Source organism: Alteromonas sp. KUL106 (genome assembly GCF_009811415.1).
GTDB lineage: Bacteria > Pseudomonadota > Gammaproteobacteria > Enterobacterales > Alteromonadaceae > Alteromonas.
On the sequence record NZ_BLIG01000042.1, the window covers coordinates 1 to 23,349 of the forward strand.

Here is a 23,349-nt window from a genome sequence, read left to right on the forward strand (position 1 = left end):
TAGTTATCTATGCGGATTGGTATAATACCCTGCATCTTCTAGAAACAAAAATGTATGACGAAAAACGAACAACAACAATATTTTCTTGCAGATAACCTAAAAGCGATCGGCGTTTCTTTAATTAGTGTTTTAGCTGTTACTCTCTTGCTAGGCGCAGTTATGTTCGTGTTTATTCGGGAGCAAGAAGAAAATCGCGCATCAGAAATCCTCGATAACGTGCGCGCTATCTTCAGAGATGCAGAGATAACGCTGGACTATCTCAATGGACTGGCTTATGAATCTTGTGAAAAAGACAATTTAGCAGAAATGCGAAAAACATTATTTCGCTCTCGGTTTGTAAAAGAAATTGGTTTTTACGAGACAAACAGCCTTGCGTGCAGCACATATTTGGGTGTTTTAGACGAGGCTATTGATGAAGATGAGCCAGATTTCTACACCAAACTTGACGATGCATTTTGGATTAATACACCGCTACAGCTTTTTGATAAGCAAGCAACAGGCACTATTGTAAGGCGAGGCCGTTATAACGCTGTGTTAGACATGGACAGTATTATTGGCTATAGCCACACCCAAGACTGGCAGCTTTTTTACAACAGCGACAAGTTTTATCACATGGCGGGGAATTCAAGTTTAGTGGATTCGACACTCAGTCAGCAGGATATCGCTGCTCGCACAGGGTATTTTTCCTTACAGTTTGTTTTATGCGATGAACGGTATACCAACACGTGCCTTCAGGTGAAATCTGATCACGGGAGAGTCCTTGATCTTCATATCGGGAAACTGGTGCTCTTCGTCTTCGTCATGTTAATGACAGCTGCGCTAACCCATATGATAACGTTTAATTATCTCAGACGAAGACGTTCTTTGGAATCAAGAGTCAAGAAAGGGCTGAGAGAGCATAAATTTTACTGTCTCTACCAACCATTTGTAGATTTACAGTCCGGTGAGGTCATCGGTTGTGAGGTGTTAAGTCGTTTTAATGACGAGTTTGGGTCAATATATCCCGACGAATTTATTCCCCAAGTCAAAGAGCAAGATATGACGTGGGAATTCACCGTCGATATGATCACTAAAGCGATGAAGGACCTTAACGAAAACCCCGATATTCCAGAGGGTTTTAAAGTATCGTTTAATTTATTTCCGTTCGATTTTACTCGCGACAGCTGCCTCAATTTAGATTTTGCACTTGATATGAACATTAAAAATTTCAAGTTGGTGTTAGAGATAACCGAAGACGAGCAAATTGCCACGCACAGTGCAGCGAAACACATTAAGTCTCTCAAAAGCAAAGGCTTCCTATTTGCTATTGATGATTTTGGGGTTGGCTATTCCAACTTAGGTCAGCTCAAGACGCTCAACTGTGATTATTTAAAAATAGACCGAAGTTTTGTTATGGACATGGAAGAGAACAGCATTCGTTCTTCGTTAATTCCCCATATTGTCAGTATCGCGAATGGCCTGAACGTCGAGTTAATTGCTGAGGGCGTTGAAAACCTTGAGCAGTTCCACGAACTTAAAGAATTAAAAATAGGCTATGGGCAAGGTTGGTTATTCGGTAAGCCACAATCTGCGAGTACACTCGCGAAAAGCGTTCAAGAGCGCCTCTGACGCGTTTTATCACTGTCATTTTTCAGTTGGTGTTGGTAGTGTTTAACGCTACCATTAACCGCCTGAAAAACTTAGAAGAACAGTCGCATGCAAGACGTGCTAATTTGCCGAAATATAAACAAAACGTATCAAGACGGTAGCAGTGCAACTCCCGTACTACATGATATCTCTCTCGCTATAAAAGCGGGCGAGCATGTCGCAATTTTAGGAAGTTCTGGCTCGGGAAAAAGTACACTTTTGCATATTTTAGGTGGTCTTGATAAGCCATCAAGTGGTGATGTTGAGTTTAAAGGTAAGTCGCTTAACCAGTTATCGAGCAACGCGTTAGCAAAACTCCGCAATGATGAAATGGGGTTTATTTATCAATTTCACCATTTGCTTGGTGAATTCACAGCGTTAGAAAATACAGCGATGCCTCTTCGTATTAGAGGCCTTTCAACGAAACAAGCAGAATCGAAAGCGCGGGATATGCTCGAAGAAGTAGGCCTTTCGCATCGTTTTGACCATTTACCCTCAGCCATGTCGGGTGGAGAGCGCCAACGGGTGGCCATTGCTCGGGCGCTAGTTACAGAGCCCTCCGTCGTTTTAGCTGACGAACCCACTGGAAACCTCGATGATTCTACCGGTGAGCAAATCTATAAGCTGCTTAAAAATTTGAGTGAAAAAAAGGGGACCGCGTTTGTTGTGGTCACTCACGATATCGCGTTAGCGGGAAAAATGGACAGGGTGCTAAGGATAAAAGATGGGCGGTTGGCGAGTGAAACTAAGCCCAAGGAGGGCCACCATGCTCGCCTTTGAACTTGCAAAAAAGTTTAGAAAAACCCGTTCCCAGCAGCGCTTTATTTCATTTATATCAATGTCTTCCACCATCGGTATAGGGCTAGGGTGTTTTGTGCTTATTGTTTTACTTAGCGTGATGAACGGCTTTGAAAAAGAGCTTACGGACCGAATATTAAGCGTGGTCCCTCACGGTGAAATCTACAGTAAAAGCGAAAGCGGTATAGAAAACCTTGATGCGCAGCTATATCGCTTTTCTCAAGATAGCCGATTAGCGAGTGTTACACCCTATACCGGCCTCACTGGCATGCTTCAGTCAAACGGAGAACTAAAAGCGATTAGCGTAACTGGGATCCCCGTTGAACAAGTAGGTGAAAAATATGCCGAAAGGGTGACGAAACAAGATTGGCAAAGGTTTAGCCGTCAGAGTAACAGCTTGATTGTCGGTAAAGGGATCCTAAGAGAAATGGGCCTCGCAATTGGCGATAAAGTACAAATTCTTATTCCCCAAACCACGCAGGATTTATCGTTCAAAGCCCCTCGCTCTATTCCGCTTGAAATAGCGGGGGTACTGTCCGTGGGAGGCGAACTGGATTACCAGCTTGGCCTGATGCATATTGAAACCGCTTCAGAAGCCATTGGGATAACATCCAAAGCGCAGGGTTTACAGTTTACGTTAAACGACCCTTTTTCAGCCTATAATACCATGCGTGATATTGGGTATAACTATCCACAAGCGGTTTACATGTCTGATTGGACGCGCACGCAAGGGCATTTATATGACGATATTCAACTGGTAAGAGCCGTAGTATACATCGCGTTGTCTCTGGTAATAGCGGTTGCTTGTTTTAACATTGTATCGTCATTGGTTATGGAGGTGAGAGATAAGCAGGCGTCCATCGCTATATTGAAAACCATGGGCGCTAGCGACAGCTTAATTCGCAATACCTTTGTGTTGCAGGGCGTTATTAATGGGATCGTTGGCATTTCCGTGGGCGTGGCGTTAGCGCTCTTGGTTGCGCCTAACATCTCAGATATTGTGCGTGTTATTGAGTCTGGATTGGGGGTTGAGATATTGTCGGGTGACATTTATTTTATTGACTTCTTACCGTCGAGCCTACACTGGCAGGACGTTGTCGTGACTGTCATCGTGGCTATGGTATTAAGCGTTGGTGCGACGCTTTATCCTGCACAAAAGGCCGTGAATATTTCCCCATCTTCTGCGCTGCACTGAGTATAAATTTTCCGGTCTGAATTTTATATGTTGTAGAACGTCGGTGATGTAAAAGGTGATTTAAAACGTGCATGCATGGCGCATCCATCGAGTTCTTCAGCTTTCAAAGGTTGGGCGGTACGAGAGTTATTGTATTTAAAAAAAAGCCAGCAAGACGCTGGCTTTAAATTATATCGGGTTCAAGCATTACGCTATTGGTTTTTCTCGAAGTGCTCAAAATCCACATCTTCTTGTTTTAAGCCTGCTTTAGGGTCGTTATAAACGCCTTCATCTAAGGCGCCTTCGCTTTTTGCAACCACGCACGACACCATACAATCGCCGGTAATATTAACGGCGGTTCGGGTCATGTCGAGCAGTCTGTCAACACCGATAATAAGCGCAATACCTTCAACCGGCAGGTTGACTTGCTGCAGGACCATGGCGAGCATAATAAGTCCAACGCCAGGCACGCCAGCAGTGCCAATTGAAGCAAGGGTGGCCGTAAGCACAACCATCATGTAGTCGCTTAGGCTAAGGTCTACCGCATAAACCTGAGCAATGAACACGGTTGCAACGCCCTGCATGATGGCAGTGCCGTCCATGTTAATCGTTGCGCCTAAGGGTAGGGTAAATGATGAAACAGAGTTACTTACACCTAACTTGTTCTTCGCCGTTTCCATGGTAACAGGTAATGTCGCGCTGCTGCTTGACGTGCTGAAAGCGAAAAGTGCTGCGTCGCGCATTTTTCTCATTAATATGAACGGATTCAAACCTGCCAATGCTTTCAGCAGAATAGAGTACGTTACAAGACCGTGAAGGATAAGAACGCCGAAAACCAAGAAAAAATACTTTGCAAGACTCAGTATGGTTTCGCCCCCAATTGTCGAGAAGAGCTTGGCCATTAGCACATACACACCGTATGGCGCTAAATTCATGATGATTGTTACTAAGCGCATAATAACGGTATTGATGTCTTCAAAAATAGCAGTAAGCCGTTTACCTGCGTCGCCAGTCATGGCCATAGCAATACCAAACAGCACAGCAAATACAATTATTTGAAGCATGTTGCCTTGCGCCATTGAATTAATGGGGTTGCTAGGGAACATATTAACAATGACGTCAGACAGGCTAGGTGCTTCTTTAGCTTCGAACGTAGTTTGGGTTGTTAAATTTAGTCCTTCACCTGGCGACACCACCAAAGCTATACTCATGGCTAGTGTTATGGCTATTGCGGTTGTGACAACATATAAGCCAACAGACTTTGCGCCGAGTCTTCCCAGCTTACTTGGGTCAGACAATGTACTGGTGCCGCAAATAAGGGAAACAAAGACAAGCGGAACAACCAGCATTTTCAAACTGGCGATAAATATTTGCCCGAGCGTCGAAAATATACCTTCTACAAGAATGTTATACGTTGAGAACTCGAAACCGAATATCGAAAAAGCGAAATCTCCGCTATCATCAAATAACAATTGGAGAAATACACCAGTCAAGATACCGGCAGCCATGCCGATAAATATACGTGCGGTTAAACTATACTTATGTGCAGATGAAGACATCAATGTTTCCTGTGCATTTTTATATTTTTAATCTTTCGTAGTGTGCCAGATTCAGTTGATTTTTAAACATAAAAAACGACGCAATTGTCAATAAAAGAGGTTCAGGAACGAATTATGTCGACATTAGCGAGAACGCTAAGCTTAATTAGCGCAATATTTATGCTAACAGCATGTGGTGGAGGCGGTTCGTCGGTCTCTCGAAATGACACGGATAACGGAAGCGGTGGCGGCGGTTCGACCCCTCCGTCTTACACCGTCTCCTTGTCTCTAGAAAACGAGAGTGGAACGAGCGATAACAACTTATCTGAAGACAATAGCTTGTTTGCTGTCGCAACGGTGACTGATGAAGATGGAACCCCTCTGGCAGACGCCCTTTTAACATTTACACTCAGTAATGATGAATTGGCTGAATTTGGCAACGATACCGGTACAGCACGCACTAATACAAACGGTGTGGCAAGGCTCCGTTTGAATGCCAGTACCGCCTCTGGCGATGGTGAAATCACCGCTGCATTGAGTTCGGGCGAAACAGGGAGAATCACTTTTTCTGCCACGGCAGTGAGTACCGTGGTCCCAACAACAATTAGTGTGGCGTTGACGTTACAAAATGCGGCTGGAGAAACCGACAACAGTTTATCCTCTAGTAACTCACTGGTTGCACTTGCAACGGTTACTAACTCCCAAGGTGAGCCTCAGGCAGACCTCTTGCTGACCTTTTCATTGAGTAATGACGACTTAGCTACGTTCTCAAATGACACGGCGACCGCGTTGACCAACGCAGATGGTATAGCATCTATTGGGATGTCGGTGGGCAGCGCTTCTGGTGACGGGCAAGTAACAGCGACTCTGCCTACCGGTGAGTCTGATTCAACAACCTTTAGTTCGACAGGAAGTACGACAGTAAGTGAGGAGCCAGCTTTTCTGGAACTCTTTGCTAACAGCATCCAATTGGCCTCGAGTGGTAGTGATGATGTTGAGCTTATCGCGCTGGTTAAGAACGAACAAAGTGTCCTGATGGAAGGCGTTGAAGTAAGTTTTTCTGCTGCAACAGGCGATGGTGTTGAAATTCAGTTGACTCAACCTGAAACGGCCGCAGATGGAACGGCACGCGCAATATTGACATCACGTAACGATAAGTCAAACCGCACTATTACGATTACAGCAGGCGCGGGGAGCCTTACGCAAACCGTTGATATTACGATTGCTGGCACAGAAGTGACAATAAACGGTGCCTCTTCAGTGATCCTTAACGACAGTGTTGACTATACCATTCGCATACAAGATTCCGATGGGACGTCGATACTCAACCAAGATGTGGTTTTAAGCGCTGCGAGCGGCACGTTAAGCAACACTCGTGTAAACACAGGGGCTAATGGACAGGCAACGGTGACCTATACCGCGACAACGTCCGGTCAAGACACCATCACTGCTTCGGCTCTGAATGCTGAAACTAGCTTCAATGTACAGGTACAGCAAGATGAGTTTAATTTTGTCAATTTGCCAGCACAGGAAGTTCCGCTTGGGCAGTCTCAGACCATCACAGTGCAGTGGCGTCAGAATAATACCCCCGTCGTCGGGCAAGATGTAACGTTTAGTGCTTCTCGTGGTCAAATTGCTGGAAATGCGACAGTGACTACCGATGCAGAGGGGCAAGCGAGCATTGAAATTAGCGCGAATAATGCTGGTATCTCAGCAATTACTGCGTCTGCCAGTGACGGAAACGGTAACGTGCTGGTTTCTGCGCTCGCCCAAATTGAGTTTATTGCAACAACTCCCCACACGCTTATTGCCGATGCATCGCCTGATATCCTTGGCCCAGACGGTCAAACAAGCACTATTAGCGCAGTCGTTCGTGATGTGAACGGTAACTTGGTTAAAAACAGCGTGGTTAATTTTACGGTTTCAGACGTATCTACCGGCTTTGTGTCACCGTCTCAAGCAACCACTGACAGCAAGGGGATAGCAACGACGGTCTTTACCTCTGGTTCGGTTTCCACATTAGAATCTGTGGTTGTCACAGCGTTTGTGGCGGACGATTCAGCGATTGATGATCAAGTGACGTTAACCGTAGGCGCTCGTGCATTTGATATCTCACTAGGGACGGGTAATGAGATTGAGGAGCCCACTTCCACGTCGTATTTGAAACGCTTCGGTGTTTTCGTCTCAGACTCTGCCGGTCAGCCAGTGAGTGGCGTAAGCCTGACGGCGTCAATTGCGCCAGTAAAATATGTCGATAATGGTGAATATAGAACAGGGTTCTGGCTATACAATGACGATGATTCACAGTGGGTGGCAATCGTTAATCAAAACTGCCTCACTGAAGACGTGAATGACAATGGTATCTTGGATACTACGCCAACCGATGAAGACACGAACGGTGACGATATGCTAACGCCAGGACTGGTGGGAACAATATCATTTGCTAATGGCAGCGCCGTGACTGACGAAAACGGGTATGCCGAATTAGAGTACCGTTACCCGCGTAGCTATGCGGTATGGTATGACGCTGTGATTTCAGTTTTCGGCCAGTCAACGGGAAGCGAGGCACAGGCATCTATGAACTATACGTTGGGTATTTCAGCTGATGACGTCACGGACGAAGGGTCTTCTCCGCCGGCTAACCCATTCGGGGTCACTGATCAGTGCACATTAGTTAACCCTTAAATAATAAATATGAAAAAAAGAAGCCGGCGTAATGCCGGCTTCTTTATTCGTGGTCATACAAACTGTGAGATGACGTTATCCCTGTTGGAAAGGATAGACTGAACCAATCTTAAGAATTTGCGTGAGCTCATCAAGGGCAGTGCGAGACTCAATAAGTAGCTGTGGATCGCGCAGGTCACTTTCCGTAAGTTCGTCGCGATAGTGCTTGTCTACCCAAGCGTTTAAGCGCGTGAATTGTGTGTCGTTAATGAGCGTGTTTTGATTAACCGCAGCCAGCTCTTGGTCGTTCATCGCTACCCGTAGGCGCAAACAAGCAGGGCCACCGCCGTTGCGCATACTTTGCTTAACGTCGAAATAATTTACTGATTTAATTGGCGTTCCAAGCGTTACCAGTTTGTCTAGATAACGCTTTACGGCTTCATTTTCCTGACATTCAGTTGGCGCAATAATCGTCATGTCACCGCTTGGCAGCGTAATAATTTGTGTATTGAATAAGTAGGTTTTCACGGCGTCTAACACTGACACTTCATCTGTTGGCACTTCAATGAAATGAAGTGGCGCATCGCCAAATTTTGCTTGAAGTTCCTTTAAGCCAGCGTCTTTTTGATAAAAAGCTTGCTCGTGGAAGAACAATACATTTTGATTGCCAACCGCGATAACATCATTGTGGAATACGCCTTGGTCTATCACGTCAGGGTTTTGCTGCATGTAAACGACGCTTTCGTCATCAAGACCGTGCAGACGCGCAACAGCTTGGCATGCTTCTAGGGTTTGGCGGGCCGGGTATTTTTTCGGTGCAGGCTTGCTGGTATCAAATGCATGGCGACCATACACAAAAAGCTCTACACCCGCTTGGCCATAATTGCTGCATAGGCGAGTATGGTTGGCCGCGCCTTCATCTCCAAAATGCTCATTATCGGGCAGGTGCTGATGATGGGCAAAATGCTTTTCATTCGCGAAAGTGCCGCGCAGAATGTTTCCTGTTACTTGGGGTTCTAATGAACGATGAAACTTGTTGGTTAAATTTGCAGGGGTAAAATGCACGCGTCCATCGGCAGTATCAGCGCTGGGAGACACAGTGGCGGCATTTGCAGTCCACATGCTACTAGCGGAGCAACAAGCAAGGAAAATCTCGCGAGACTGCTTTGCAGCGCTTTCTAGTACTCTAGCATCACTGCCGGTGAAGCCCAGACGACGAAGTGCCGCAATATCCGGTCGCTCTTGCGGCGCCAAAACACCTTGCATCATGCCCATGTCCGCTAAGGCTTTTGCTTTAGCAAGGCCTTGTTTAGCAGCTTGTTTAGGGCTACTTACCGCATTGGCATTGTTCAGGGAAGCGACATTACCAAACGATAAACCGGCGTAGTTGTGGGTTGGGCCTACTAGACCGTCAAAGTTAACTTCAAACTGCTTCATACTTTCCCTCATTCTAGGTGTGTTCCCGCTTGACTCATGTGCTACCTTTACATCTCGTGTGACCTTGATTTTTTTATCAGCAGTCTTATCTGAGCTCAGGGCAATGAGTGAAACGATGCACGTCTTGTTACCTGAAAACGCTGTCAGGCTAGGTTGGAATGGCTCGCATTATACGGCTTTTAAGGCCGATGCCAATCGCAGTGGTTATTTATTGTACAGAATTTGCGTGCAATTAAAGCGAAGGAAAGAATAAGTATGAAGAAGATCTTGTTTTCCATTCACTTTGTAGATATATGTTAAAAAAGAGCGGGTACCCTATATATAGTACAAGGTTGCTCCAATTTTCAGAATTTGACGTAAATAGTCATTTAAAATCAATAGGTTTAGTTCAATTATATGGCAAAATCACTGGTCATAGTCGAGTCACCAGCCAAAGCGAAAACGATAAATAAATATCTCGGTAAAGATTTTATTGTAAAAAGTTCGGTTGGCCACGTGCGAGATCTTCCGACGAAGGCATTAGGCAAAGTAGAGCCTAAAAAACCGGCTAAAGAACTCAAAACTTTAAGCGAAGAAGCACGACAAGAATACCTTCGCCGACATGAATATTTAAAACTTGTAGACAGAATGGGTGTCGATCCAGAACAAGACTGGAAAGCGCATTATCAAGTGCTACAAGGCAAAGAAAAAGTCGTAAACGAACTTAAAAAGCTGGCTAAAGATGCTGATACTATCTATCTCGCGACCGATTTGGACCGCGAGGGAGAAGCAATCGCGTGGCATTTACAAGAACTACTCGGTACGAAAGGCAAGACATATCAGCGAGTAGTGTTTAACGAGATCACTAAAAACGCAATTCAAGATGCGTTTTCGGCCCCAGGTGAGTTGAACATTTCTCGTGTAAATGCACAGCAGGCGCGCCGTTTCCTCGACCGCGTCGTGGGCTTTATGGTGTCGCCACTGCTGTGGAAAAAGATTGCTCGCGGATTGTCAGCAGGACGGGTTCAATCGGTTGCGGTGCGTTTGGTTGTAGAGCGTGAACGTGAAATAAAAGCGTTTGTTCCCGAAGAGTTTTGGGATGTTCATGCGGACTTAACCAGTCAAGAAAAAGCCGCACTTCGTATGCTGGTTGCCAAGTACCAGGGCAATGGTTTCAAGCCGAAAAACAAGGCGCAAGCCGACAAAGCTTTGGCCGATTTAGAAAACGCTAAATACACGGTAGAAAGCCGTGAATCAAAGCCTACGCAAAGTCGTCCATCAGCACCATTTATTACCTCAACGCTTCAGCAAGCGGCAAGTACTCGACTTGGCTTTGGTGTTAAGAAAACCATGATGATGGCTCAACGTCTTTACGAAGCGGGTTATATTACCTATATGCGTACCGACTCGACCAACCTGAGCCAAGAGGCGATTGAAAGCGCACGCGCTTATATTACTGATAGATTTGGTAACAAGTATTTACCAGACTCGCCAATTCGCTACGGCAGTAAAGAAGGCGCACAAGAAGCGCACGAAGCCATTCGCCCGTCAAATGTAAATATTAGCGCTGCTAGCCTTGGTGATATGGAGCGCGATGCACAGCGCCTTTATGAACTTATCTGGCGTCAGTTCTTGGCTTGTCAGATGACACCAGCGAAGTACGATGCAACTACCATCAAAGTGGCGGCAGGTGACTATGAGTTGACTGCGAAAGGTCGCGTACTTAAGTTCGACGGCTGGACGCGTGTACAACCACAACTTCGTAAAAAAGGCGAAGAAGAGCTCATGTTGCCTGATGTACAAAAAGGTGATGTGCTTGATTTGAAAGCGCTTGATCCGAAACAGCATTTCACAAAACCAGTGGCGCGTTTCAACGAGGCCTCCTTGGTTAAAGAGCTTGAAAAACGTGGAATTGGTCGTCCTTCAACGTACGCGAGTATTATCTCAACCATTCAAGACCGAGGCTACGTGCGCTTGGAAAACAAGCGTTTTTATGCCGAGAAAATGGGCGAAATCGTAAACGATCGTCTGATGGAAAATTTCGACGACCTCATGAGTTATGATTTTACTGCCAATATGGAGCAACATCTTGATGATATTGCTGAAGGTAATAAGGATTGGAAAGACGTACTTAACGAGTTCTACAGCGGTTTCTACGGTAAGCTATTAAACGCAGAAAAAGATCCTGAAGAAGGCGGCATGCGCTTGAACCAAGCGATTCCTGCTGGTATCGATTGCGATAAATGTGGTCGCGAAATGAACGTAAGAACCGCGTCAACTGGCGTATTCTTGGGCTGTTCAGGCTACAACCTGCCGCCGAAAGAGCGCTGCACCAACACCATGAACTTAACGCCTGGTGATGAAGTGGTGAAAGTAGATGACGAAGAAGAGCTCGAAACAGAAGCGCTCCGCTCTAAAAAGCGTTGCCCTGAATGCGGTACGGCAATGGACAGTTACTTGGTTGACGAAACCCGTAAACTTCACGTTTGTGGTAATACGCCAACATGCGATGGAACATTGGTTGAAACGGGCACATTTAAAATTAAAGGCTACGATGGCCCCATTATCGAATGCGATAAATGCAGCAGCGATATGGAGCTTAAAAACGGTCGGTTCGGTAAGTACTTTGGCTGTACTAACGAAGAGTGTAAAAACACCCGTAAGCTTTTGAGGAACGGTGAAGCTGCGCCACCTAAGGAAGATCCGGTAGATTTTCCTGAACTGCCCTGTGAGAAATCTGATGCTCACTTTATGTTGCGTGATGGCGCATCTGGGATATTTTTAGCTGCGCATAATTTTCCTAAATCGCGAGAGACTCGCGCGCCGAAAGTGGAAGAACTTGCTCGCTTTAGAGATAGAATTTCACCGAAATTCTATTATCTTGCTGATGCGCCGAAAACCGATCCCGAGGGCAATCCTGCTATTGTTCGCTACAGTAGAAAAACCAAACAGCAATATGTGATGTCTGAAAATGACAACGGTAAGGCGACTGGGTGGTCTGCGTGGTACGATAACGGTAAATGGCAAGAGCAAGCAGCAAAAACGCCAGCGACGAAATCGAAAGCGAAGAAAAAATAAAACAAAGTGAAGGTGATGGTATTACCTTAACTCGTAACTTATGAGCCCGAATTTTTCGGGCTTATTACGTCTTAACATGTATCTTTAGCATGTAAGACGCAAAATCCAATATCCATAAACAGAGAGTTGATAATGGCCTCTTTACAAGACCAACTACTGAAAGCCGGTTTGGCCGACAAAAGCACTGCAAAGCAAGCTCGTGCCGATAAGCGAAAAAAGCAAAAGCAAAAAAATAAACAAAAACAACCGGTACTTGATGAAGCTACAATCGCGGCGCAACAGGCTGCTGAAGAGAAAAAAGCGCGCTCTCGTGAGCTCAATCAGCTGCAACAGCAAGAACGCGAAAAGCGCTCAATTGTGGCTCAAGTTCGACAGTTGATTTCTGTTAATAAGCAGCCCCGCGAAGGTGACACTGTTTTAAATTTTACGCATGACAATGTAGTAAAACGTATGTACGTCAGTGAGAGCATTCATAAGCAAGTGACAAAGGGGCGTTTAGCCGTTGTTTTATTAGATGATGCCTACGAGTTAGTGCCAACTCCCGTAGCTGACAAAATCGCGCAGCGCGACGAAGCGTCGGTAATCTATCGTGCCGACTTAGATAAAAGTGGAAGTGACGGTAAGGATGAAGCGGAAGACGATTGGTACGCAGACTACGAAATTCCCGATGATCTCACTTGGTAATCGACTGAACTTTACGTCAACGCAGCGCTAATCTTCTGCGCTGCGTCAACCTGCCTGTTAAATGTTTTAATGCCCAGCACGACTATTTTCACAATCTAATTGCCTTACCAAGATAAAACGTGACACTGTGCTTTGTTTTAAAAAATTTTGAACTAAGCTTAAAAGTCTTCACGTAAGCTGTTTCAGGAGCAATGTCATGGGCGGCGCGTTCAAATTGGTTCTAATGGTCATTTTTACTTTCTTTACCTCTGTTTCTGCGAACGCAGGTTTATTGAGTCTTTCTATTAATAATCTTGGTGGATTAACGCCATCACAGTCGAGCGTTTTTGACGACGCAATTGATTATTGGCAGTCATACTTAACGGGTGTGCAAAGTGCTTTCAATCACAGTATTACTATCGATGCGAGTGGCACGTCCATTGATGGAGCAGGAGGAATTCTTGGTCAAGCGGGGCCTACGTCGATAACACGATTAAGCGACAGCCGTTTTGTTTATGCGAATAGAGGAAGAATGCGTTTTGATAGTGCAGACCTTCAAAGTCTCGAAAATCGTGGGCAACTTTTCGATGTCATCGTGCACGAAATGGCTCACGTAATCGGGTTTGGCACGCTTTGGACAACGGACTTTTTCATCGCTGGCAGCCAGTCAAATTACGTTACTAATTCAGGGCGCTATACGGGCGGATATGCATTGGAAATATATCGCCAAGAATTTGTAGAAGACGCAGAGTATATCCCTGTGGAGCTGGGGGGCGGCGCGGGCACAGCCAATAGTCATTGGGATGAGCCGTGGCCGGGCGGCGCTTCTGATTTAATGACGGGATATTTAGGCCCGTATCCAATAACCTTAAGTGATACGACTATCGCTTCTTTCGCTGATATCGGTTATTTGACTACGGTGACACATGCCGTAAGTGAGGCCGCAACGGTATGGATTTTTCTTTTTTCTATGGGCCTTGTGATGAGAAGCCGCGTGGCAACGCAAAAAGCCGCGAAGCGCTGTAATACCAGTCCGCATAGAAAATTAGCCACTCAGCGCGAGTTAGAATGTTCGTAATCGCGGCGTGTTACCGAAGGCATAGTGGCTCTACATCAAGCTGACACAACAAAGAAAACGGACATTTTAAACTCGCCCTTCTGAGTGGACAATTATCTACGCGGATTGATATAAATACAGTTGACGTCAATTAAGCCCTTAATGTAAAGATTGAGCGATTGAACAACCTCAGCAAAATGGAGAGAGGCATGTTATACGGAGTAGTATTAGCTGGAGGTGCTTCTCGACGCATGGGGCAAGACAAAGCGCTCATGCAGTTTAACGGACGCACTTTGATATCACATGCAGCGCATTTACTAGAGGCTGCTGGGTGCGAGCGCGTGGTGGTGAGTCGCAACAAAGACGGGTATATCTCTGACAAGATTGATGATGTAGGACCACTTGGCGGCGTGCATGCCGTTATTAGCGAGATAATGAACGACGTTTCCCAAACAAGATTAAACGACGAGATTTCAAAAATCTATGAGGATGAATTATTGGTTCTGCCCGTAGATATGCTGCAAATGACGCCACAATTTCTGAGCCGGTTAATTACACTGGGCAGACAACACCAACAAGCCTGTTATGTTGAAAATCGCTTTTTACCTTTTTATCTACCGGTGAACACAAACACCCTAACAGTTCTAAATGCGTATTTAATCGACCAAAGTAAAAGACGCGTTGTTGGCTTTCTGGAGCAAGTAAATGCGTTGGTGCTCTCTTCATTGTCGTGTGAAAATGAAGCGCAATGGCTTAACGTCAATTCGCCAAGTGATTGGCCCACTAGTGAATAATTAAATTAGCCAAGTGGCAGGCGCGCGAAATCGCGCGCCACTTGTTGAGACATCAGCAAGCTTACAAATCGTTGAGAGCGTACAGTGTTAAAAAGAAAACCGTCAAAAAGAAAACTGTTAACAAAAAAAAGAGAAGCAGCACATGCTTATAAATATGGTTCAGACGGTAGCGAAAATTATGTTAAAACCGAAGACAACAAGGCTGAGGAAACAAAAGCGGTAATAGTACAAAGAAACGCCGAAATCGAGAGCTTTATTCTTGCTGAAGAGGTTGCACTTAGCATTAGCTATAACGGTATCAACTACGCTGTGATGTTAGTCTCGCCACATGATATTGAAGACTTTGTTATCGGGTTTAGCTTGTCCAATGACATTATCGAGCATACTAGACAGCTTTATAGTATCGACATTTCCCATCATGACGAGCATATCAGTGCGGATGTTGAAATAGCGAATAAAGCGCTTTGGAGGTTAAAAGAAAAGAAACGTCAGTTAACTGGGGCGTCTGGGTGTGGGTTATGTGGTATTGAAGCATTAAAGAACGCGCTACCAACGTTAGCATCTGTTGATACGGTTCCATTGCCTTCTGCACAGTGGTTCATAGGTTTGCGAACCGCTATCAGTGAGGCGCAGCACGTTGCACAAAGAAGTGGCGCTGTGCATGCGGCCCTTTATATTGACAAAGCGCGCAATGTGATTACGTGCAGGGAAGATATAGGACGGCATAATGCGTTTGATAAGCTTATTGGTGCCATTGCCTCCAACGGTTTGTACAGTAGCGAACATGTGGTGGTTTTAACGAGTCGCTGCAGCCTTGAGCTTGTCCAAAAAGCGATAAGATCAAAGCTTGCGTTGCTGGTAACACTCTCTGCGCCTACTGCGCTTTCGGTTAAATGGGCTAACCGACATGGGGTAACCCTTATTCACGTGCCCAAGCACGATGCACCTCGTGCGTACGTGCCAGAGGCGTTATAGCCTACGATTGGGAAACCGGTATTCGCCCGTCAGGCTCAGATTTAGTGAGCTTAATTGCAATAAACTTTGATGTTGGGGTGAATGTCCCGTCTCCATAGCTATCAAGCGGCACTAGCGGGTTGGTTTCTGGATAATACGCAGCAGCTTGACCTTGTGGAATATCATAGGCCACGAGCATGAATTGTTTTATTTGACGGGTTCGTCCGTCGTCCCACAAAGAGGTGATATCCACTTTATCACCGTCGTTGAACCCAAGTTTTTTAATGTCGTTTTTGTTAATGAATAATACGTCTCTGGCGCCGAAAACATTTCTGTATCTGTCGTCCATGCCATATATTGTTGTGTTGTATTGGTCGTGCGACCGCAGTGTTTGTAGAATAAGGTCAGGCTTCTCGCCTTCTGCTGCAATCTTTGTATTTAAAAGAGACTCGGGTAACGTATTCGTTGCGAACTCGGCTTTTCCCGATGAAGTTAACCATCGTCTTTCACTTGCAGCATTGCCTAAATGAAAACCACCAGGCTGCGCCAGTTTTTTGTTAAAGTCTTTAAAGCCATCGATGGTGTCGGCGATTAAATCGCGTATTTTGTCATAGTCAGTAATGAGATCGTCCCAATCGACCGGGTTATTGCCCAGTGTGGCTTTTGCTATACCCGCAATGATGGCAGGTTCTGAACGCAACTCCTCTGAACTTGGAGGAAGTTGACCATAGGAGAGGTGAACCATAGAAAACGTATCTTCGACGGTAACACCTTGCTGGCCGCTGGCTTGCATGTCAATTTCTGTTCTACCTAAGCAGGGCAAAATCAACGCATCTTTACCTGTTACCAGGTGTGAGCGATTAAGTTTTGTTGCAATATGTACAGTCAAATTGCACTTTGACAAAGCAGCATGAGTGCGGGGGGTATCTGGCGTCGCTTGAGCGAAATTTCCGCCTAGCCCGATAAATACCTTGGCATCGCCGTTTTCCATCGCCTGTATGGCTTGAATAGTGTTGTGACCTCTTTCTCTTGGTACCTTAAAGTTAAATCTTTCTTCTATTGCGTTGAGCAACGCTTCTGGAGGCGCTTCGTTAATACCTACGGTTCTATCGCCCTGTACATTACTATGACCGCGAACTGGAGAAAGCCCTGCACCAGGCTTTCCTACGTTGCCTCGCAATAGCTGAACGTTAACTATTTCCTGCACCGTCGCGACAGAGTGTTTGTGCTGAGTGATCCCCATGGCCCAGCACATGATGACCCGCTCACCGCGCTTGTACATCATAGCGGCATGTTGAATTTCATCTTTTGAAAGACCTGATTGAGTTTCAATCTGCTCCCAACTGGTTGCCTTAACCGCAGCTAAGTAATCGTCCAACCCACTGGTGTGAGTTTGGATAAAGTCATGGTCTAATACCAATGGCTCGTCGTTCGCTTTTGCTTCGTCATCCCACGTGATTAGCCACTTGGCAATGCCGCGCATCACTGCCATATCGCCACCAAGCGACGGTCTGAAGTAAGCTGTATTTGTTGGCGTTGACCCATTGGTGATCATTTCAATAGGATGTTGAGGGTGTTGAAACCGCTCTAAACCCCTTTCTTTCAGCGGGTTAAAGCAGACGACTTGTGCACCTCTTCGCACAGCGTCGCGCAGTGGCTCAAGCATACGAGGATGGTTAGTCCCCGGGTTTTGACCGATAACGAATATAGTGTCCGCTTTGGCAAAATCATCGAAGGTTACTGTGCCTTTACCCACGCCTATAGTCGGTTTCATGCCTTGGCCTGATGCTTCATGACACATATTAGAGCAGTCGGGGAAATTATTGGTGCCAAACGCGCGTACAAAAAGCTGATATAAATAAGCGGCTTCATTACTCGCCCGGCCGGAGGTATAAAATTCAGCCTGATGGGGCGAACTTAGCGCCTGTAAGTGTTGGGCAACCAGAGCAAAGGCATCATCCCATGAAACAGGTTCGTAGTAGTCAGTCTGCGGGTTGTAGCGCATAGGGTGGGTAAGTCTGCCTTGTGACTCTAGCCAGTAGTCAGTGTGTTTTTTTAACGAACTCACAGAATGGTTTGCAAAGAATGCAGGGTCAACATAGCGACCGGTAGATTCCCAATTCACCGCTTTTGCACCGTTTTCACAAAACTTCACTAACCCGCTTTCTGGTGACTCGCCCCATGCACAGCCTGGGCAATCGAAGCCCTTATCCTGATTGGTCTTAAGCATGGCCCGCAAATTTTTAAGCGGCTTTTCGCTTTTTATCCAGCTCTGGGTGACGCTTTTTAGTGCCCCCCATCCGCCAGCGGGTTTGTTATATGTCTTTATGTTGTGCTTATCGCTCATGTTCTCCCCTGTGTCTGCGCGGGTGTTTACCCTTGTATACAATACCGTGTATCAAGACACCATAACCATTGTTACTATGGTAACTCAATTGACTACGCTAACGAATTGATAGGGTTCATCAAGTGGTCGTTTATTTGCGGGTTATTATCTATGCGGACTGGTATAAACCCTCGGTGGCTGTTTCTTTAACACGTTTGCAGCGCTTTGTGAGTCACATTAGATTGCGTTACACTCAATCTTTCGCTATTTGGCATTTCATTTTCTGGCTTTGGCCATTTAATAGCTTTACGTTAAAGCGCGCCGCTTAAGTGTTAATAATAAAAATTCATTGAGGCAACATGGTTTCTTGGCAATCTCTCACATTTAACGAACTGACTACTCATCAACTCTTCGATTTGCTTAAACTGCGCGTGGATGTTTTTGTCGTTGAGCAAAATTGTGCTTATCCTGAACTTGATGAAAAAGATCGTCACCCGCAAACCCATCATTTGATGGGATTTGAAGATAATAAGTTAGTGGCGTGTGCACGGTTACTCGGTAAGGGCGTGAGTTACCCATCGGTGAGTATTGGCCGTGTTGCAACCAGTGAAGCGTTCAGAGGCAAGGGCGCAGGCAAAGCGCTGATGCGTGAAGCCATTAATCATTGTGAGGCGTTATGGCCGGGCTGTGACATCGAAATTGGCGCGCAGGAGTACTTAAAGCGGTTTTATGAAAGTTTTGGGTTTGAAGCCACCTCGACCATGTACTTGGAAGACGATATTCCTCATATTGATATGAAAAGAGCAGCAAAAACAGACGTCTAGCTTTCATTTTCTATAGAAAAAGATAACGTTTGGAGCACTCAATTCGCTGAGCGGGTAATTATCTATGCGGACTGGTATAAAGCCTAAAGCGGTTGAGCAGCCTAGCTTTAGTAGTAAAGAAGAAGGAGAGGGTGCCATACTCTAATCAAGACTTGAACAATCGTACAAGTTGGGTGGGTTACCCATTTAATGCAATGGTTATTCAGACAAAACGACTATTTTTTGGTGGTCAATCGATAGCCGTTACCCCGCAAAGTTTCAATAAATAGGGCATCACTGCTGTGAAGCTTTTGTCGCAGCCTACTGATATATACATCAACCACATTGGTCAGCGGGTCGCTGTGGCTTCGCCATACTCGACTTAATATGCGTTCGCGAGACAGCACCTTTTCAGCGTTTTCGGCAAAATAGTAGAGCATGTCGTATTCTAGTTTAGTGAGTGTGATTTCTTGTCCCGACAGGGTTGCAATACGAGATTCGTCGTCAATGCTTAAAGGGCCGATAGTGAGCCCTGAGTGAGTAACCGGCGTATTGCTCACTCTTCTGCTTAAAGCAGTTATGCGCGCTAATAATTCGTCGAAGTCGAAAGGCTTACATAAATAATCATCTGCGCCCTGTTTTAAACCATTAACGCGCTCTCGCACTTCATCTACAGCAGTAAGCAGTAAGACCATAGGCGCATTAGGAAGCGATTTGATTGCGGGCAACAGTTCCACACTATCTTCATCGCCAAACATGCGATCCAAAACAATAATAGAAGGGGACTCATGGCGAATGCGTGTCACTAGGTTATGTAATGCCGACTCTTCGACGCATTCGAAACCTTCAGCGCTTAAGCCTCGCGATAAAAAACGCAGTAGCGGTGCTTCGTCATCAGCAATAAGAATTTTCATTTGTTATTAGGGTCCTGATAGTTCTATCGTTATTTATCGATTATTTTCATATTATGGCTGTGCTTGGCTTTCTAACAGAGGAAGCGCTAACGTAAATTGTGAACCTTTGCCCAACCCAGACTGTGCGGTTAACGTACCGTTATGTGCCTCAGCAATGGCTTTAGCAATGGATAAGCCTAACCCCATTCCATTGCCATTTCGCTTCAGCCTGACAAAGCGTTCAAAAACGTGCTGTAAATCACTTGATGAGATACCTTCTCCGCTATCAATCACCGATACCATAATCGTGGTGTTTTCATGTTCAACGCGCAGCGCAATAGGGGCATCAGGATAAGAGTATTTGTGCGCGTTCTCTATGAGGATGGTCAATACCTGTACAATTCTGTCCTTGTCGATAAGCACTTGGACGTCCGTGTTGGCTAGCCATTCTAGGTTGAAGGTTCTTGGCTTTGTGAGTTTTTGCCATAAGGGTATGTTCTGATTGAGCAGGGCATGTAAGTCTGATTTCACTAGATCTACCGTGAATTCGTGCATTTCGGCCCGCGCGAGCAGTAGTAAATCATCGACCAGTTTACTGAGATTAACCGCCTGTTCGAGTATGGTTTCTAGCGTCTCTTTGTAAATTTCATTGCTGGCTGCTGATTGCCTGAGGGTTACCTGTGCCTCGCCGCGAATAATTGTCAACGGCGTTCGTAATTCGTGGCTTACATCAGCCATGAATTGACGACGTTTAGCGTCTAATTGGGTAAGTTTGCTATTAGCTTCTTTAAGCGCCCGCGTGCGGCTTTCAACTTCAAATTCCAATTGCTTGCGATGAGCGTCGGCTAAATCTTCATGCTCCCGAAGCCTTACGATCATCGAGTTAAGCGCTTTTATTAGATCGGTAAATTCACCATCTAAGGTTTCTGGCAGTCGATAATCATAATTGCCAGATGCAATGGCATCGGTGCCTGTTCGTATGACGGTGAGTGGTTGATAAAGGGCGTTAAAAAGCCAATAACATCCGAGCAAAATGAACGGGCAAGTGATGAGGCCCAAAATGATAGTAAACCATACTATGCTGGTGTTAAGTGTTTCAATACTGGCATTGATGCGGGAGACCACGCCGGTTTGCCGATTTACCGCTGAGTTGATCGCCTCCCTGAACTGGTTGTCGATAGTAACTTCAAGAAGGGTTTGTAATCGTTCTTGCTGATTGAGAGGCGTGTTATTGTTGCTAAGAGCGATGGCCCTGAACTCCTCTACAATGCTTTGAATAAGAGCTTCAAGTTCATCGGTATCTTCTACACTTCCCAAGGTCGCTTCGATGCCCAGCGCATCACGCTGATCAAGTTCCAGTGACTTTATTCGGTTAAGAGAGTTCTCGATTTGCTGTTGTTTATTTCTAACTTTTGCCTGGTTGGCGTTTTTGCCAAAAATAAGTTCGTCGGTCAGTTGTTTGAATAATCGGTAAGAAATACTAGAAAGTTGTTGGTGCTCTGACAAAAGCGACTGAGCAAGTTGCGCTTGCGCTAAGTTAGTTCGAGTCAAGTGGGCTGAAACTGCCGCACTCGCGAGCGCTATGAGCAGTATAAAAGTTGACAGTAAACCAAAGAGGTAAAGCTTGCGTTTATACATGGTAAGTTCATGACATATATTTACGTGTATATACGCTTAATTCTATGTAACGGTGCAGTTTTAAAACAATAGAATGTCTCATTCCACGAAAAGCAAAAAATAAGGACTGCTAGCCGCTATCGCCTAATCGCGCTATGGCTATGTCTGTTTGGTACTGAAGCTCTTCCTCAATTTTCCAATGATCCGGGCTCCAACCGACCAAAAAGCGATTAAAGTCTGCGCAGGCAAAGCAATACAAGTCTTTCCATTCTGCGATGATTTGTGCAATGTCGTTGCCCGTCAAATCACACTGATGCGTTTTTTCTGACGTACGATCCCGCAACGCGGTTTCTAATTCTGCAAAGTAGGTGCCGAGAAGCGTTTGACGATGTTCCTGCTGTTCTTTCGTTGTCAGCGCGCTTCCTAAAAAATACGCCACGTCTTTCACCCCAACGCCATAACCTACATACTGGAAGTCAACAGCAGCGCAGGAGGAGAAGTTTGCGGTAAAACAAAAGTTGGCGACCTTAGCGTCACCATGCACCAGCGTCTGATAGCGTGCACCTGAAAGACGGTTTGAAATAGCACCAGCATGTTGTTTTAACAAACTGTCAGGCATTGCATGGTATTCATCTTCTCTTGTTGATAAATGCCAATAGGTTCCTTCTTGCCAAAGGTTCGAGTCTGTAATGTGCACTTTATTTAAAAAGCGGGCATGAAAATGGGCTAGCCATTTAAGAACGGTCTTTGCGCTGGCAACAGTAAGAGACTGTGCCGTGTGCGTATAGCCATTGTGCGCTAAATCCTCCATGACTAGCAATGTCGCCTCGCGTTTTCTGTCGTGCGTGATACAGGTTGCCGTTCTGCATTTCTCAGTGGTTAATGGCTGTACTTCGCTGTAAAAATGATTTTCAACGCGAAAGGAGTGACGTTTTCGTTTGTCACTTTGTTGTCCGTTCCATCCTTTAGGGTGGGCTAACCTAACTGGGGGAGACGCGATTTTCACAACTACGTGAGTGATACTTTTAGTACTTAGGGCATCATCATGCATGGGAGCGACATCGGTTTGGCTGTTAAGTCGCGGCCCTTTTTTAGAAATCAAGGGTGTTGAATAATCCAGTTCAGCTCTGAAGCAGGCACCATAACTGCTCCATAGAGGCTGGATCATTTTCGTGTCGACCACGCGAGCGTTACACGCTTCACCTAGCCAATCTATGAATGCTTGATTAACTGTATTTTCCATTGCTTTCCACAGGTAATTATCTGTGCACACTGGTATAAACCCATTAAATAAACAAAAAAGCCGCTCGGGAGCGGCTCTTTTTCTTTTGCTAGCTGTCTGCTCGCTTTATCTGAATGATTATTCAGTGGCGGCTTCCGCTTCTACCGCCTCGTCAGATGACGCAGGTAGCGTTGTCGGTGCTGAAGCACGAGACGCTACACGAGCCATTGCGGCGGTTTTCCCTGACACACTCAGAGCAGGGCGAGCGTCATCGGCTTTAGCGGTTAATGCAACATCAATAAACGTATCGTCGACAGAAGCCGGAAGGGCCATTGGATGTGACGCACCACGCTTGCCTTTACCGCTAGCCGCAACGTTAACTGCAGCTGAGGAAATATCGATGTTAGCAGGCTGTTCGGAAACAACCGGTGTTTCAACGGTTGCATCTGGGGCAGCTTGGTCTACCGCTGATCCTTCAGATTGTTCAGAGCTTAACGTTTCAGATGTGTCAGCTAAGTTAATTTCCACTTGCTCGGGTGACACTGTAGATTCGTCTTTAGTCGCCAGACTATCGGCAACAGGCGCTGTGTCTGCCACTTTCTCGTCGTTTTCTGACGCACTGCTAGAAGCATTGCTTGGTTCTTTTGCAGTTGAATCGTCGTTCTCGACTGACGTATCAGCTTCTGACATGGGCTCTTCAACGTTTATTGAAGGCTCTTCATTGTT

At 45.7% G+C, this 23,349-nt stretch carries 16 protein-coding genes and 1 pseudogene; 10 read left to right on the plus strand and 7 right to left on the minus strand.

Translation table 11 applies throughout. The annotated features are described in order from the left end of the window. Positions 1–54 precede the first annotated feature (54 nt). From GVO63_RS14660 to GVO63_RS14670, 3 genes are all read left to right on the plus strand, one after another. Entirely contained in the window at positions 55–1,608 is a 1,554-nt protein-coding gene (locus GVO63_RS14660) for an EAL domain-containing protein (protein ID WP_159580874.1), read from the plus strand. A gap of 87 nt (positions 1,609–1,695) precedes the next feature. Further along, positions 1,696–2,406 (plus strand): lipoprotein-releasing ABC transporter ATP-binding protein LolD, encoded by a 711-nt coding sequence (lolD, locus tag GVO63_RS14665; RefSeq protein WP_159580876.1) that lies wholly within the window; start codon positions 1,696–1,698, stop codon positions 2,404–2,406. After that, a complete protein-coding gene (locus GVO63_RS14670; RefSeq protein WP_159580878.1) occupies positions 2,393–3,619 on the plus strand; it encodes a lipoprotein-releasing ABC transporter permease subunit in 1,227 nt (408 codons plus the stop codon). Before lolD ends, GVO63_RS14670 begins: the two co-directional genes overlap by 14 nt. A gap of 191 nt (positions 3,620–3,810) precedes the next feature. Here the strand turns inward: GVO63_RS14670 and GVO63_RS14675 are convergent, their stop codons facing one another. After that, positions 3,811–5,157 carry a dicarboxylate/amino acid:cation symporter gene (locus GVO63_RS14675; RefSeq protein WP_159580880.1) on the minus strand — a complete coding sequence of 449 codons (1,347 nt, stop codon included), beginning with the start codon at positions 5,155–5,157 and terminating at the stop codon, positions 3,811–3,813. 114 nt (positions 5,158–5,271) lie between these two features. Here GVO63_RS14675 and GVO63_RS14680 point away from each other — a divergent pair, with 114 nt between their 5' ends. After that, positions 5,272–7,821 (plus strand): Ig-like domain-containing protein, encoded by a 2,550-nt coding sequence (locus tag GVO63_RS14680; protein ID WP_159580882.1) that lies wholly within the window; start codon positions 5,272–5,274, stop codon positions 7,819–7,821. A 75-nt stretch (positions 7,822–7,896) separates the two neighbouring features. Here the strand turns inward: GVO63_RS14680 and astB are convergent, their stop codons facing one another. Continuing rightward, complete coding sequence (astB, locus tag GVO63_RS14685; RefSeq protein ID WP_159580884.1) at positions 7,897–9,237, minus strand: N-succinylarginine dihydrolase; 1,341 nt, start codon at positions 9,235–9,237, stop codon at positions 7,897–7,899. 396 nt (positions 9,238–9,633) lie between these two features. Here astB and topA point away from each other — a divergent pair, with 396 nt between their 5' ends. The 5 genes from topA (at position 9,634) to fdhD (ending at position 15,783) form a co-directional block, all read left to right on the plus strand. Then, entirely contained in the window at positions 9,634–12,294 is a 2,661-nt protein-coding gene (gene topA / locus GVO63_RS14690; protein ID WP_159580886.1) for a type I DNA topoisomerase, read from the plus strand. Positions 12,295–12,426: 132 nt separating this feature from the next. Further along, entirely contained in the window at positions 12,427–12,978 is a 552-nt protein-coding gene (locus tag GVO63_RS14695; protein WP_159580888.1) for a DUF2058 domain-containing protein, read from the plus strand. Between the two features lie 196 nt (positions 12,979–13,174). Then, positions 13,175–14,035, plus strand: coding sequence for a leishmanolysin-related zinc metalloendopeptidase (locus GVO63_RS14700; RefSeq protein WP_159580890.1), 861 nt, complete (start codon positions 13,175–13,177; stop codon positions 14,033–14,035). A 188-nt stretch (positions 14,036–14,223) separates the two neighbouring features. Then, on the plus strand, positions 14,224–14,808 hold the full coding sequence (locus GVO63_RS14705) for a molybdenum cofactor guanylyltransferase (protein ID WP_236552168.1): 585 nt from the start codon (positions 14,224–14,226) through the stop codon (positions 14,806–14,808). 84 nt (positions 14,809–14,892) lie between these two features. Continuing rightward, positions 14,893–15,783, plus strand: a complete 891-nt coding sequence (gene fdhD / locus GVO63_RS14710; protein WP_236552169.1) for a formate dehydrogenase accessory sulfurtransferase FdhD — start codon at positions 14,893–14,895, stop codon at positions 15,781–15,783. Between the two features lies 1 nt (position 15,784). Here fdhD and GVO63_RS14715 read toward each other — a convergent pair whose 3' ends face one another. Next, positions 15,785–18,109 carry an FdhF/YdeP family oxidoreductase gene (locus GVO63_RS14715; RefSeq protein ID WP_159580892.1) on the minus strand — a complete coding sequence of 775 codons (2,325 nt, stop codon included), beginning with the start codon at positions 18,107–18,109 and terminating at the stop codon, positions 15,785–15,787. A gap of 338 nt (positions 18,110–18,447) precedes the next feature. Here GVO63_RS14715 and GVO63_RS14720 point away from each other — a divergent pair, with 338 nt between their 5' ends. Then, entirely contained in the window at positions 18,448–18,912 is a 465-nt protein-coding gene (locus tag GVO63_RS14720) for a GNAT family N-acetyltransferase (protein ID WP_159492788.1), read from the plus strand. A 215-nt stretch (positions 18,913–19,127) separates the two neighbouring features. Here GVO63_RS14720 and GVO63_RS14725 read toward each other — a convergent pair whose 3' ends face one another. The 4 genes and pseudogenes from GVO63_RS14725 to GVO63_RS14740 form a co-directional block, all read right to left on the minus strand. Then, a complete protein-coding gene (locus tag GVO63_RS14725) occupies positions 19,128–19,805 on the minus strand; it encodes a response regulator transcription factor (protein ID WP_159580894.1) in 678 nt (225 codons plus the stop codon). Between the two features lie 51 nt (positions 19,806–19,856). After that, the gene (locus GVO63_RS14730) at positions 19,857–21,422 is read right to left on the minus strand and encodes a sensor histidine kinase (RefSeq protein ID WP_159580896.1); all 1,566 of its coding nucleotides are present in this window, start codon (positions 21,420–21,422) and stop codon (positions 19,857–19,859) included. A 109-nt stretch (positions 21,423–21,531) separates the two neighbouring features. Further along, a complete protein-coding gene (locus tag GVO63_RS14735) occupies positions 21,532–22,644 on the minus strand; it encodes an oxidoreductase family protein (RefSeq protein WP_159580898.1) in 1,113 nt (370 codons plus the stop codon). A 117-nt stretch (positions 22,645–22,761) separates the two neighbouring features. Continuing rightward, positions 22,762–23,349, minus strand: a pseudogene (locus tag GVO63_RS14740) (ribonuclease E); the annotation flags it as partial.

Coding starts and splice junctions, on each gene's coding strand:
- topA (WP_159580886.1), top strand. CDS start 9,634: ATGGCAAAATCACTGGTCATAGTCGAGTCACCAGCCAAAGCGAAAACG.
- GVO63_RS14660 (WP_159580874.1), top strand. CDS start 55: ATGACGAAAAACGAACAACAACAATATTTTCTTGCAGATAACCTAAAA.
- astB (WP_159580884.1), bottom strand. CDS start 9,237: ATGAAGCAGTTTGAAGTTAACTTTGACGGTCTAGTAGGCCCAACCCAC.
- GVO63_RS14705 (WP_236552168.1), top strand. CDS start 14,224: ATGTTATACGGAGTAGTATTAGCTGGAGGTGCTTCTCGACGCATGGGG.
- GVO63_RS14675 (WP_159580880.1), bottom strand. CDS start 5,157: ATGTCTTCATCTGCACATAAGTATAGTTTAACCGCACGTATATTTATC.
- GVO63_RS14700 (WP_159580890.1), top strand. CDS start 13,175: ATGGGCGGCGCGTTCAAATTGGTTCTAATGGTCATTTTTACTTTCTTT.
- GVO63_RS14720 (WP_159492788.1), top strand. CDS start 18,448: ATGGTTTCTTGGCAATCTCTCACATTTAACGAACTGACTACTCATCAA.
- GVO63_RS14670 (WP_159580878.1), top strand. CDS start 2,393: ATGCTCGCCTTTGAACTTGCAAAAAAGTTTAGAAAAACCCGTTCCCAG.
- GVO63_RS14730 (WP_159580896.1), bottom strand. CDS start 21,422: ATGTATAAACGCAAGCTTTACCTCTTTGGTTTACTGTCAACTTTTATA.
- GVO63_RS14725 (WP_159580894.1), bottom strand. CDS start 19,805: ATGAAAATTCTTATTGCTGATGACGAAGCACCGCTACTGCGTTTTTTA.
- lolD (WP_159580876.1), top strand. CDS start 1,696: ATGCAAGACGTGCTAATTTGCCGAAATATAAACAAAACGTATCAAGAC.
- GVO63_RS14735 (WP_159580898.1), bottom strand. CDS start 22,644: ATGGAAAATACAGTTAATCAAGCATTCATAGATTGGCTAGGTGAAGCG.
- GVO63_RS14680 (WP_159580882.1), top strand. CDS start 5,272: ATGTCGACATTAGCGAGAACGCTAAGCTTAATTAGCGCAATATTTATG.
- GVO63_RS14715 (WP_159580892.1), bottom strand. CDS start 18,109: ATGAGCGATAAGCACAACATAAAGACATATAACAAACCCGCTGGCGGA.
- GVO63_RS14695 (WP_159580888.1), top strand. CDS start 12,427: ATGGCCTCTTTACAAGACCAACTACTGAAAGCCGGTTTGGCCGACAAA.